This is a genomic window from Embleya sp. NPDC005575 (genome assembly GCF_040605455.1).
In the GTDB taxonomy this organism is placed as follows: Bacteria; Actinomycetota; Actinomycetes; order Streptomycetales; family Streptomycetaceae; genus Embleya.
This window is the reverse complement of record NZ_JBEXCV010000007.1, coordinates 107383-120282: the sequence shown is the minus strand read 5'-3', so window position 1 is coordinate 120282 and position 12900 is coordinate 107383. Positions and strand designations below refer to the sequence as shown.

Genomic DNA, 12900 nt, shown 5'->3' with positions numbered 1-12900 from the left:
GTGAGCGCGGCGCGTTCCGGCCTATCTGCGCCTGATCGGGCCCAACCAGTGGCCGGTCGCACTGCCGGAGCTGCGCGACCCCGCTGCCGGGTGCGGGCCGCGCGTCGGCGGTGTCCTTCGTCCGTGCGACAGTCGAACGTGCCTTCGAATCGGTGCCGCTCTCGGCCTCGGCGGCCTCGGCGCCGGTCGCGTCGTCCGTCCTCGGGTCGGTCGCCGCCGCCGGTGCGTCCTCGTCCTCGTCGGTCGACGTCGCGGCGGCCTCGGTATCGGTCTTCCCGGCCTCGGCCTTGGCTTCGACGGCCGCCTTGGCGTCCTTGCCGTCCTTGCCGGCCTTGCCGTTCTTGTCGGCGACCGGGTCCGGTCGACCCGTCTGGCGGGCCCGGCGGCCCTTGGCCGCGCGGTGTTCGCCGGAACTCTCGGCCTGCTCGGCGGCCTCCGCGTCGGCGGGCAACTCGACCACGTACGTGCTGCCTCGGCCGGGCATGGTGTGCGACTCGACGGTGCCGCCGTGCGCTTCGACGACCGCGCGCGCGAGCGGGACCCGCACCGCGCTGCCTCGGCTCTCCGGGCCACGCACCTCGATCCGGGCGACGTTGCCGCGCTGGGCCGCCGCGACCACGACGGTGGATCCTTCGGGGCCGGCCGCGACGACGTCCGCGAGCAGGTGCCCCAGGGCCCGGGTCATCGCGTCCACGTCCACTCGCACGCCGACCGGGGACGCGTTGACCGCGAACTCCACACCCGCGCCGCGCGCGAGGTAGGTCACGGTCTCCATGGCCCGATCGACGAGATCGTCCACCGTGGTCGGCACCCGCTCCGGCTCGCTCGCCGCGTCGGCATCCTCGGGCTCGGCCGCTTCGGTGCCGGCCGCCTGATGTGCGAGCACCTCGCCGGCGAGTTCCTCCAGGCTCTCCAACTCGCCCGCGACCTGACGCACCATCCGCCGGGCACCGTGGCCGACCTCGCCGGCCGCGCCGTCGGCCACCTTCTTCAGCCGACCGCGCACCGCCGCGAGCCGGCCCAGTATCTCCGCGTCGACCAACTCGGCAAGCTGGGCCCGCCGTTCGCCGAGCAGCTTTTCCCGGCCGGTGTCGCTGAAGGTCATCACGGCGCCGACCACGGCGCCGCCGAGCAGGATCGGCGCGGTGATCATGTCCACCGTCACGTAGCCCTCGTCGCCGCGCCACAACACCTGGTCGCGCAACCGCTGCCGGCGTCCGTTGCCCAGGGTCACCAGCGGCGGGCACTCCTGGGCGGGCAGCGGCGTACCGTCGGCCCGGGCGTGCATGAGCAGTTCGTGCACGCTCCTGCCGCCGAGGTCACTCGCGCGATGGCGCAGGATCCGGGCGGCGGCCGGGTTGGCCAGCACGATGTTGCCCTCGGCGTCGATGCCGATGATGCCCTCGCAGGCCGCGCGCAGGATCATCTCGGTCTGCCGCTGCTGACGTGCCAGTTCGGCCTCGACGTCGACCTTGCCGGTCAGGTCGCGCACGACGATCATCAGCAACTCGTCGTCGTATCCGGCGGGCAGGTTGGCGCTGGTCACCTCGACCGGGAAGACGCCGCCGTCGGTACGGTGCGCGGACATCCGGGTCGGCTTGGTCCGGGTGTCGCGCGAGTCGTTGGACCGGACCGAACCCGGGATGCGCCGATGGTCGAACGAGGGCAGCAGGTCCAGGAGACCGCGCCCGACCACGGGAGTGCCCGGCGCCTCCAGAACCTCCAGTGCCATGGCGTTCGCATTGACGACGGTGCCGTTGCGATTCACCAGCAGGAGAGCATCCGGCAGGGCGTCGAGTATGGCTGCGAGGCGAGCAGCGCCTCGGGATGGCCTGCTGCTCACGAAGCGCGTACCTCCTCCGGTCCTCGGACTGCGCGACGGCCATCTTGCCCGTCGCCGCCGGGGCATGTCACGACCGACTATCCCATTGTTTTTGCAGTCACGTTGACGAGCCTAGTAATCTGTTCCTCGTCGGCAAACACCGATGGAGGCTTCGCCTAGTCCGGTCTATGGCGCCGCACTGCTAATGCGGTTTGGGTTCATCCCCATCCCGGGTTCAAATCCCGGAGCCTCCGCTTCCCGAACAGCCCGTCTGGTCCCACCAGGCGGGCTGTTTCGCGCCCATGACGATGATGTTTCGGTGATCATTCGACGACCCCTGGTCACGACACAGGGCATAATGTCCGATATGAGGCTCTTCTCCGGAGCCGTCGCCCGATGCTCCACCCGATCGTCGGGACGACCTCCGACGGCGCGCCGTCGACTCGACCCGAGTGACTCCCGCACCTCGACCGGATGCCCTCCGATTTCCCCACCGGCCGACATGTCCGAAAAGGCAGTTTCAGCTCACAGCGAACGAGCCGAGGCCGCCCCCGCGCGCGTCGCCACCCCGCCGGTCGGGGTCACCCGGACCACCTCGACCCGGCACGGCCGGCCACCGCCGGGTCCGGATCCACCTCGCCCGACCAACTTCGCCGAGCGGCCCGCCGACACCCGCGGGAGCCCCTCGGCCCCTGGCCCGCGATCACCCGTTCGGCCGCCGAACACCCGCAAAATGAAGGTGCTTGATCACTGATTGCCCGAGTTTGAGGCACCCTCGAACAATGGATTTCACCCCCGGCCGGGGAGCATGTATTGTTGACCTCGGTCAAAGCGACCAAGCGCTCGTAGCTCAACGGATAGAGCATCTGACTACGGATCAGAAGGTTGCAGGTTCGAATCCTGCCGAGCGCACATGCAGGTCAGGGCCCCTTTCCGGTGGATTCGGAAAAGGGGCCCTGATTCGTTTTCCAGGGTCTGCCGGCAGCGAAGTACAGCAGTGGCCTGCCCCGGCCCGGGCTGTCCCCGAGTTGCTTCAGGGCCGCCCGCGTGGCGGCAACGTCCTCGTCCGGAACCGGGTGGTGCCACGGCCGGAGCCGTGGAAGTGCGACGACACGAAGAAGCCGCCTCGCCTTCGGGCAGGGCGGCTTTCGTCGTTGCTCAGGTGCGCCTCGGTTCCGCCGGGAGCGTCGACCAAGTCCTTTGACCGGCGCGGATGATGCCGGCCTCGTGGTCCTTGCTGTCCCGAATGGCCGCTCCGTCGGCCACGGGGCCTCGACGCACTCGTTGCTCGCCTTCGCCTCCGCTCCCGCCGCCGGATGCGGTCGATTCGACCGGGCCGATCTCACGTGCCCGCCGCGACCTTTACCGTCAGGGCGAGGATCGAGTCCAGGGACGGGGCGAAGGCCAGGGCGCGGACCTCGGCGACCAGGGCCCGGGCGTCGCGGCGGCTGCCGCCGAGGCGTGCGCAGGTCTCCAGGTCGAACTGGTAGTCGCTCACCGTGGCCGCGCGGTGTGCCTCGCAGGCCCACTCCGCGCCGAGTCCGGCCACAACCGTTTCCCGCCGCAGGCGCCACGAACGGCACAACTCGTCGAGCCCGCAGGCCGGCCCGCTCGCGCCGGAGGCGGCCAGCCGTGCGGCGATGATCGCGTTGCCGGCCGCGATCCCACCGGCGAGCCCGACTGTGCCACCGGTGCCGATCGGCTCGCCCACGAACCCTCCCGCGATGCCCACCGCGTCGCGGACCCGGTCCCGGTCCAGCGTCATCAGCCGGGCCGCCGCCAACGCGCCGCCGAGCACCCCGACCGAGCGCGAGCCGTCCGGGGCGGCCAATCTGCAGGCCAGTTCGTGCCCGGCGATCACCGCGACCAGCACCTCGTCGCCGCGCGCCTTGACCTCCTGGCCGACCGCCAACGCGACCGGCAGCACCACGGCCATCGCCGCGCCCACACCCTCGGGGTCGGACCGCGCCGCGCCGATCAGCATGCCGTTCGCGAGCGCGGCGGCGGGAGCCGCGAGTCGGCCCGCGGCGTGCCCGATGAGCTCGGCCTCGGGCGGGCCGCCGATCCCGACCGCCACGTGCACGGCCGGGTCCACCAGCCCGACCCGCGCCGCGCCGACCCCGCCCGCGATCGCGGTCAGGATCCGCCGACCGGTCGCCCGCCGTACCGGCACCGGAATATGACGCACCGTCAGTTCTGTGGCCCAATCGGCAAATTCGCCCGATACCGGCATGAAATCCCTCCCCGTACCCAGGCTGCGCGACGACGCGACGCAAAAGCACGGCGCAATGTCCCATTGTGACCGTCGCGGTAACGTCGCGTCAGCCCCCAATCACCTCGGGCGCACGAGTCGTGGGCGCGGAGCGCGCGGGTGCCGGATCAGCGCACGACGCCCGCTGCCCGCGCCGCGGTCAACCACTGCGGGAACTCGGCCAGGATCCGCTCGTACAGCTCGACGTCGGAGATCCGGTCGATGTCGTCGACCTGGAAGAAGCCGGCGTTGTCCACCAGTCGGCCGGGCATCGTGTCGATGCGCTCCAGGATCCCGTAGTTCGACCGACCCAGACCGACGAACTGCCAGAAGATCGGCAGCCCGGCCGCATCGGTCAGCAGACGCTGGATCTGCTTGCTGCGGTTGACGCCGCCGTCCGAGTAGAACAGCACCAGGACCGGCGCCCCCGGCTCACGCCGGTAGCGCGCGATGATGTCCTCGATCACCGCCGGTTCGTTGTTTCCGCCGAACACGCCGGCCAGGTGGTCGGGCACCCGCTGCGCACCGCCCGGCAGCGGCGGCGACTGCGGCCGGTTGTTGCGCCCGTCGATGTACACGTTGTCCGCGATCCAGCGTGGCAGTTCGGGGATCCGGACCGGGTCCAGCGGCGCGAACTCGTCGGCGAAGATCCACGCGTCCAACTCGCCGTCGTCGTCGAGCCGGGCCGCGATCGGTGCCATCCGCTCGACCAGGCGCCCCACCGCGCCGTTTCCGTACAGCTCCCGCATCGACCCGGAGCGATCCAGCACGATCGCCACCCGGGCGCGCACCTCGCGCAGGCCCTTCTTCTCCAGCGTGATCCGCACCGCCTCCTTGCGCAGCGAGATCCGCGCGCCCACCTCCGGCGGCAGCCCGGCCAGTTGCGGGTCCTCCGAGGGCGCGGGCAGCCGCATCGTCGGCTCGTCGCTGTACGGCGGCGGCGCCCACCCGGGCGTCGCGCCCACCGGCGCGACGGGCAGCGTCCCGGCGGGCCGTGCGGCGTCGTCCTCGGCCGGCACCTCGTCGTCCTCGCCGACATCCACGCCGTAGTCGCTCGCGAGTCCGGCCAGCCCGGTGTCGTAGCCCTGTCCGATCGCGCGCAACTTCCAGCCGCCCTGGCGCCGATACAACTCGCCGAGCACCATCACCGTCTCGCTACCGGCGGCCTCGACGGCGAACGTCGCCACGTCGGTGCCCGAGGCGTCCAGGACCGCCAGCGCGAGGCCGCCCACCCCGGCGAACGTGCCCTCGTGCACCGATGCGGCCAGCACCACCCGATCCACGTCGGCGGGCAGCACGGCCAAGTCCACCGTGACCGCCTCGCCGCCTGCCGCCGGGCCGATGTGGCGCACCGCACCGCCGGCCGCGGCCGGTTGGTTGTAGAACACGAAGTCCTCGTCCGAGCGCACCTTGCCGTGCGATCCGAGCAGCAGCGCCGAGACGTCCGCGGTAGGCGCGTCCGCCGCGCGGCGGATCACCAGGGTCAGCGGGCCCGTGGGAACCGGGACATTGGCCCCGGCGATCAGAGTCGTCATGGTCGTCAGTGTGGCCCGAATCGACCACCTGCCGCAGAGGTGTGGGCGGCGACCGGAAGACGGACGTGATCGGCATCACGGGTGATGGACCATCACATCGTGAATGATCGCCCCCATCCGGTGGGAACCAAGCGGTTATGGGCAACAACGGTCATCATCCGGGCGGACATCGCGCGGACCCCGGCGAGTGGAGCGAGGCCGAGCACGAACGTGCCCGGCTGCTGATCGAGCGCGCGGCCTCGATCGCCCGCCGCCTGGAGTCGCTGTGCGCCGCCGAGGCGGCCGCGAGACAGCTCGGCCCGGGCCACACCTGACGGTGCAACCCCGGGCCGGTCGAGATGCCCGTGGGCCCCTCGCGACGCCCCGTCCCCTCCACGGCACGTCGTGGTACTGCCGTTCGTCGCTGCGGCCGAAGAAGCACCACACCGACCAAACCGCATGAAACGGCCGAAGGCGACCGCATCTCCCGGTGTTCACACAGGAGATACGGCCGCCCTCGACCGAACGCGCAGGACTCGCCTGCGGGCACTGCTTGTTCCACGCACCACTCACTCGACGCCGTGCACCGCGTCGTGGGCACCACACGGCGCACGCCGAACACTCGGGACCGGACCGGCCCCGGGGCGTTCTAGCGCAGGACCAGCTGCTGGCCCGGGAGGATCAGGTCGGGGTTGGTACCGACCACGCCCTGGTTCTTCGCGTACAGCGCCTGCCAGCCGCCGCCCACGTTGTTCGCCGCGGCGATGCCGCTGAGCGTGTCACCGGGCTTGACCACGTAGTTGCCGGCGGTCGACGCGGTCTCGGCGACCGGAGCTGCGGCGGGCTTGCTCGCCGGAGCGGCCTTCTTCGGCGTCTCGCTCTGGGGCGCGACGGCGACCTTCTTGGGGGTGGTGCTCTTGGGAGTGCTGCTCTTGGAGGTCGACTCCTTCTTCGGAGTCGTCGCCTTCTTGGGGGTGGTGCTGCCGGCGTCGGTGGACGGGCTGCCGCCACCGCGGGTCAGACCGGCCTTGACCGAGCACACCGGCCAGGCGCCCGGGCCCTGGGACTTGAGCACGTTCTCGGCGACCCGGATCTGCTCGGCCTTCGAGGCGTTCTGCGGGCTGCCGGTACCGCCGTTGGCGCGCCACGTGCTCTGCGTGAACTGCAGACCGCCGTAGAAGCCGTTGCCGGTGTTGATGGACCAGTTGCCGCCGCTCTCGCACTGGGCGACCTTGTCCCACGTGGAAGTCGTGGCAGCGCCGGCCGAGGTCGCGGTCGCGAGCCCGACGAGCGGGGTGGCGGCGACGACGCCGACGATGGTCGCGGTGCGCAGACGGCGCTGGGTACGACCCATGCCGCGGTGCGTGTTGGTGCGACCGAAAGCGTTGCGGAGAGACATACATTCCTCTCGGAATTCCCCTGGGGCGGATGGACCGGCGCGATCCTCGCGGATCACCCCCGCCCGGAACCGAACGGTCACGTCCAGGACGTGATGTCCGATGCCGCAACCCCGCGGCCCTCCCAGACCGCGAGTTCCGCCATGCCGTGCCGGCGGGAACCCAGGAGGTGCGATTTGCACATCGCCAGGACCATAAACAGGTTATCCGGCCCTTATCAACCCGCTCGGGCATTTATGCAGGTCAGGATAGGTATTAGAAATGCCCGGCGCACCCTGCGGGACGGCCTTCCGGGCCGGATTCGCGTTTACCGGGGCCCAAACCTGGGAACGTTTTGCCCCTTTTAGCCCCCACTCATACACGGTCCGCAGTGGATCTGTGACACATTGTCGAATCCTCACCGAAGGCGACCGGGCAATCACGCGGTCCGACGGGGCGAAAGTCGCATTCCAGCCGGGCTTTAAATGCCTTTATGTCCGGCTTACGCGTCCCGCGTGAGCGGCATCACAATTCTGCCGATGGCAGTCCGCGCGGGCACCGGGTATAACCGGCCGGCCATGGCCCGGCAGACCCTTCCCGGCCTGCGCGTATTCACCCTGCGAGAGCACTCCGCCACCGGCCGGAAAAGTATGCCGAATGCGATCCGGGCCACATCGGGAACTGTGACCCACGCCACTTTCACCCGCGCGTGGAACTATTCACGCCCCCTTTCGACGGACACCGACGCGGAACGCGATCCTCCGGAAGCCCGGACCCCCGGAAAGCGCGCCGATATCACGATGCGTGGCGCCGGGAAAGCAGATTCCGCGCGCCGAAAATCGCGCCGTCGCACCCCTATATATAGGAGCGCTCTTTCGCAGTCCGATGTGCCCCGATACGGGCGAATGTGTACTCCGGCGCGGATCGAGGCCCACCCGGCTCGTCGGGGGTCGCCGGGTATGCCGTGCGCGCCCGGACACCCGGTTCGGGAAATGTTGGGATACCGCACTTTTTCACCCGGGTTCAGTCGCGTATTCCGTCGCCGGACCGCGACAGCAGGCCGCTCTCGATCGCGGTGACCACCGCGTGCGTGCGGTCGCTGACATCGAGCTTGGCGAAGACGCGCAGCAGATGCGTCTTCACCGTCGCCTCGGCGATCACCAGCCGCTTGCCGATGTCCGCGTTGGAGAGCCCGTCGGCCACCGCGTCGAGCACCTGCACCTCGCGTGTGGTCAACACCACCGGGGCGGGCCGGCGCATCCGGGCGACCAGCCGCTCGGCCACCCTCGGGGCCGGCACGGTCTGGCCCCGGGCCGCCGAGCGAATGGCCTCCACGAGTTGCTCGCGGGTGGTGTCCTTGAGCAGGTAGCCGATCGCGCCGGCCTCGACTGCACGCTCGATTTCGACGTCGGTGTCGTATGTGGTCACGATCAACACCCGGGTCCGGCTGCCGAGACCAACGATCCGAGCGGTGGCGGCCACCCCGTCCAGGACCGGCATCCGCAGGTCGATCAGCGCCACATCGGGCTCCAGCCGCTCGACCAGTTCGATGGCGGCGAGGCCGTCGCCCGCCTCGCCGACGATCTCGATGGTGGGCTCCGAGGCCAACAGCGCAACCACCCCGGCCCGCATCACCGAGTGGTCGTCCACCACGACGACGCGCAGCGTGTCCTGTGTCATGTCCTTCACTCCTGACCATCGGTGGGAATCATCGCCAGGACCCGGGTGCCGTCACCGAGCGAGCTGGTGACGGTGAACTCGCCGCCCAGTTCGGCCAGTCGTCTGCGCATGCCGTCGAGACCGAAGCCGCAGGCCCGATCGACCACGAACCCTCGGCCGTCGTCGGTGATCTCCAGTTCGACGCCGTGGGCATGCCGGGCGAGCACGACACCGACCGTGCCGGCGCCCGCGTGCTTGCGTACATTCGCCAGCGACTCCTGGGTGCAGCGCAGCAGCGCGATCCGGGTCTGCTGGTCGCATTCGACGTCGGGCAGTTCCGCGTCCACGGTGATCCCGGTGTCCTCGACGAACCGGTCCAGGGTGCGGCGCAGGGCCCGGGCGACCGACCCGGGGACCACGCCGCTCTGCGGGGCCGAGCCGAGCAGCACCCGGGCCTCGGCCAGGTTTTCCCGGGCGGTGTGCTCGATCGAGAGCCACTGCCGACCACTGGTCGCGGGGTCGGCCGCAATGCCCGAACGCGCCGCCTCGGCCGGCACGATGATGGACGCGAACCCCTGGGCGAGGGTGTCGTGGATCTCCCGGGCCAGCCTCTCCCGCTCCTCCGCCGCGCCCCGGCGCTGATTGGCCTCGGCTAACCGCTGCTGGGCACTGGCCAGTTCGCTGCCCAGGACGCGCATCCGCTCATCGCTCTGCCCGACGAGCCGGTGGATCGACAGCCCGAGCGGCACGCTCACCGCGTAGGCGATCACGGTCGCCAGGGTATTGCCGGTGAGCAGATCCGGGCTCCAGCCCTGCGGGGCGACGCCGCCGAGCACGGTTGCGGCGGCGGCGAGGCCGCTGTACCCGATCGCGGACCCGGGAGCCGCGGCCGTGAACCAGAAATGCGGGAGGCTCGCCACGTAGGCCGTGGCACCGCCGTCGCGGGTGTAGGCCATCGCGCCCAGACCGCCGATCAGCACGCTCGGGAAGACCCTCGGCCGCAGCACCGGATTGTTGGGAAACACCCGGGTGATCAGGTAGCACAGGCCGAGAACGACCGGCAGCCCCATCGACCCGTACCTGCTCGCCCCCGGGTCGTCCTTCCCGGCGATGACCATCGGGATCAGACCCAGCAGCACCCAGAACAGGATGTACCAGCGGTGTGGCGTCCACGCCCGGAATCGGTCGATGGTCTGCGGCCGTTCGGACATACCGATCAGCCTACTTTCGCGGCCGGGTGCACGACGGCGGCGGGGTTTTGCTCCCGGGCCCGGCGCATCCCGATCGACGGCCACCAGCTGCGCTCACCCAGCAGCAGCATGGTGGCGGGCAGGATCATGATCCGGATCACGAACGCGTCCAGGAGTACGGCCACCGCGAGGCTGAAGCCGAACTGCTTCATCTCGATCAGATGCAGGCCGATGAAACTGGCGAACACGGTGACCATCACGAACGCGGCACTGGTCACCACGCCCGCCGAACTGCCGATGCCGTCGAGTACCGCCTGCCGGGTCGACGCTCCACGCAGCGCGGCTTCCCGGATCCGACTGATCACGAACACCTGGTAGTCCATCGACAGCCCGAACAGGATCACGAACAGGAACAGCGGTACCCGCGAGCCGATCGAACCGGTCGAGTCGAAGTCGAGCAGCCTTTCGGCCCAGGTCCCCTGAAAGACCAGGACCAGCAGCCCGAGGGCGGCACCGGCCGAGAGCAGGTTCAACACCACGCCGACCAGGCCCAGGGCCACGGAGCGGAACGCGAATACGGTGATCACGAAGGTCACCAGGAGCAGCGTCGCGATGATCAGCGGCAACTTCCCCTTCTGGTGCTCGGGGTAGTCCGCGTACCGGGCCACGTCGCCGGTCACCGCGATGTCGACGCCGGGCAGCCTGCCCACGGTGGCCGGCACATGGTCCTCGCGGACCCGGTCGAGCGAGTCCTGCGCCACGGCGGAGCTGACGAAGTGCGGTACCCGCAGCTCCAGCATGGTGATCCGGCGGTCGGGGGACGTGCGCAGCTCGGCGAGGCCGGCGAGTTGCGGGTCGGCGTGCGCGCGTCGTTCCAACTCGCGCAGGGCGCCCGCCACGTCGTCGGCGCGACCGGCTTCGGCCCGGACCACGATCTGGTGCATCGCCTTCAGCTCCGGGAACGCCTGGTTCTGCCGGTGCCAGGTGTCCATCGCGGGCAGGTCGCGGGAGTAGGTCTCCCGACCGATGTCGGTCAGCTCGAGGTTCGCGAGCGGGGCGGTCAGGGCCAGCATGGCGAGCACGGCGACGGCGAGCGTGGCGGCGGGGCTTCGGCTGGTGATCCGCAGCACGGCTGCGGTGAGCCGACCGGCGCCGGTGCGTCGCGACTTGGCCGCCGGCGTCTCGCCGCGTTGTGCCGCGCGCTCGGCCCGGCGGGCCGCGCGGCGCTCCGCCCGGACACCGAGCTTGACCAGCAGCGCGGGCAACACGGTCAGCGAGCCGACCACCGCGACCAGGCTGACCAGGATCGCGCCGGTGGCGATCGAGGAGAAGATGACGTCGTCCGCGAGGAAGAGGGTGGCGCTGGAGGCGGCGACCGCAAGCCCGGACACCACGACGGCGTGTCCGGAGGTGGCCGCGGCCAGTTCCACCAGGGCTCGGGTGTCGAGCCGGCCGCCGGACCGGGCCCGTTCCTCGCGTTCGCGCTTGAGATAGAAGAGTGCGTAGTCGACGCCGACCGCCAGGCCGATCAGCAAAATGACGTTGGTGCCGACCCCGGCGTCCGGGAAGACGTGCGATGCGAGCATCGACAGCCCGATGGCCGCCGCGATCGCGGACAGTGCGAGCAGCAGCGGCACGGTGGCCATCGCCACCGAGCGGAACACGATCAGCAGCGTGATCAGGGTGATCGGCAGTGCGATCAGTTCGGTGCGCGAGAGGTCCTCGCCACGCTGGCCCTGGACGTCCTTGCTGATCGAGGGACCACCGCTCTCCGCGATCCGCAGCCCGGGATAGCCGGCCCGCACCTTCGCGGTCTGCGCCAGCAGCGGGTCGACGTGGTTCTTCCCGTCCAGCTCGGCGCCCTTCATGGTGACGTCCACCCGGACCGCCGTACCGTCCGCCGAGCGCACCGGCGCGGCCACGGACAACACCTCGGGCAGCTTTCGCATCCGGTCCACGATCTCGCCGGCCGCGGCGTTCGCGGCGCCCGCGTCCAACGCCCCCGCCCCGGCCTTCGCGGTGATCAACACCCGCTCCACCGGTCGCTGTTGCAGGCCACCCTCGGTGGCCATCGCCTCACCGCGACCGGCCTCGCCGACCCGGAAGTCGTCGGCCGTGGCCGCGTTGGTCCCGGCGGCCATGCCGCCGCCGAGGCACAACGCGACAAAGAGAACCCAGCCGGCGATGGCTCGCCAGGGGTGCCCGGCGCTCCACCGCGCCACCCGAACAGGAAGTTTCGTCATGCCCGAAATCCTGGTCGCCGGGCCCGGGCCCCGGACAGGCTCGACCGATGGAACCCGCCGTCCATCGATCGGTGGACAAGGCCGCAACAACCGCGCACACCGAGGGCCTCGGGAGCCGATCGACCCCGCAGGGCCGGTTCGCAGGCGCCCGGCCACACCTCGGGCACACCAGGACGTCGCCGAGTCCGAGGGTGCCGAGGTTGTCCGAGACGAGGTATTGCCTCGCCCAATGGCCGGCCCGCTTGGTCCACCCGGCCGACCGGTCGTCGTCGAGGGCGAGTCCGGCGAGGGCCGGTTCGACGGGTGCGTCATTCGGCTCGCGTCCTCGCACCGCGCGCGGCCACCGGTGATCGGCACCGCTCTCCCGAGCCTCGACGGCCCACCCGCGCACCGGCGAACACCGATCCACGTCGGGAGACTCGGGGCCGGCAAAGCGGCATAATCAATGACAAGCCGGACGTGAAACCGGGCGACCCGGATCACCTGATCAAGCACCGGCCCGTCTTCCGGGCCAACAAACCCGGCGCCCCGATCAGCGCCCACCTGGTTGAGGGCTGCGAGAGGTCGGTAAGGCCACGCCTCGAGAACGGCGGAGGTAGCGCGGGGGAAGCGGGGTTGTCCGTGCCAGGGCTTCTGGTTGAAGAACACACCTTGCAGGAGGCTGAACGGGTCCAGTCGGGTAATGGCGTCGGCCATGGCGGGGGCGCCGAGGGGCTTGTCGTTGGCGAGTCCAAGGCGCTCGGTGATCGCGTCGACCATCTTGCGGTCGCCGAGGGCGGAGTCGCGTACGAGCGCATAGGTGAGGCGGTGGGCTTCCCATCGGCTGGAGGTCTTGTCTCAGCACA

General features: G+C 70.6%; 8 protein-coding genes, 2 tRNA genes and 1 pseudogene. 3 read left to right on the top strand and 8 right to left on the bottom strand.

The window, feature by feature from the left end; translation table 11 throughout:
- On the bottom strand, positions 1 to 1843 hold a 1843-nt coding region (locus ABZS54_RS04305; protein WP_355530881.1), incomplete at its 3' end, for a PAS domain-containing protein.
- Between the two features lie 144 nt (positions 1844 to 1987).
- Between ABZS54_RS04305 and ABZS54_RS04300 the strand changes: the two genes are divergently transcribed.
- A tRNA-Ser gene (locus ABZS54_RS04300) sits at positions 1988 to 2076 on the top strand.
- A gap of 585 nt (positions 2077 to 2661) precedes the next feature.
- Positions 2662 to 2734, top strand: a tRNA-Arg gene (locus tag ABZS54_RS04295).
- 430 nt (positions 2735 to 3164) lie between these two features.
- On the opposite strand, the gene ABZS54_RS04290 is transcribed toward ABZS54_RS04295, so the two are convergent.
- Complete coding sequence (locus ABZS54_RS04290) at positions 3165 to 4055, bottom strand: MmgE/PrpD family protein (RefSeq protein ID WP_355530879.1); 891 nt, start codon at positions 4053 to 4055, stop codon at positions 3165 to 3167.
- 146 nt (positions 4056 to 4201) lie between these two features.
- The gene (locus ABZS54_RS04285) at positions 4202 to 5608 is read right to left on the bottom strand and encodes a VWA domain-containing protein (RefSeq protein WP_355530877.1); all 1407 of its coding nucleotides are present in this window, start codon (positions 5606 to 5608) and stop codon (positions 4202 to 4204) included.
- Between the two features lie 137 nt (positions 5609 to 5745).
- Here ABZS54_RS04285 and ABZS54_RS04280 point away from each other — a divergent pair, with 137 nt between their 5' ends.
- The gene (locus tag ABZS54_RS04280; RefSeq protein ID WP_355530875.1) at positions 5746 to 5922 is read left to right on the top strand and encodes a hypothetical protein; all 177 of its coding nucleotides are present in this window, start codon (positions 5746 to 5748) and stop codon (positions 5920 to 5922) included.
- Between the two features lie 314 nt (positions 5923 to 6236).
- Here ABZS54_RS04280 and ABZS54_RS04275 read toward each other — a convergent pair whose 3' ends face one another.
- From ABZS54_RS04275 to ABZS54_RS04255, 5 genes and pseudogenes are all read right to left on the bottom strand, one after another.
- A complete protein-coding gene (locus tag ABZS54_RS04275; protein ID WP_355530873.1) occupies positions 6237 to 6941 on the bottom strand; it encodes a transglycosylase family protein in 705 nt (234 codons plus the stop codon).
- Between the two features lie 1045 nt (positions 6942 to 7986).
- Complete coding sequence (locus tag ABZS54_RS04270) at positions 7987 to 8643, bottom strand: response regulator transcription factor (RefSeq protein ID WP_355530871.1); 657 nt, start codon at positions 8641 to 8643, stop codon at positions 7987 to 7989.
- A 5-nt stretch (positions 8644 to 8648) separates the two neighbouring features.
- A complete protein-coding gene (locus ABZS54_RS04265) occupies positions 8649 to 9833 on the bottom strand; it encodes a sensor histidine kinase (protein WP_355530869.1) in 1185 nt (394 codons plus the stop codon).
- A 5-nt stretch (positions 9834 to 9838) separates the two neighbouring features.
- Positions 9839 to 12055: an MMPL family transporter gene (locus tag ABZS54_RS04260; RefSeq protein WP_355530867.1), complete on the bottom strand. Its 2217-nt coding sequence runs from the start codon at positions 12053 to 12055 to the stop codon at positions 9839 to 9841.
- Between the two features lie 585 nt (positions 12056 to 12640).
- A pseudogene (locus tag ABZS54_RS04255) lies at positions 12641 to 12877 on the bottom strand (type I-U CRISPR-associated protein Cas7); the annotation flags it as partial.
- Positions 12878 to 12900: the final 23 nt, after the last annotated feature.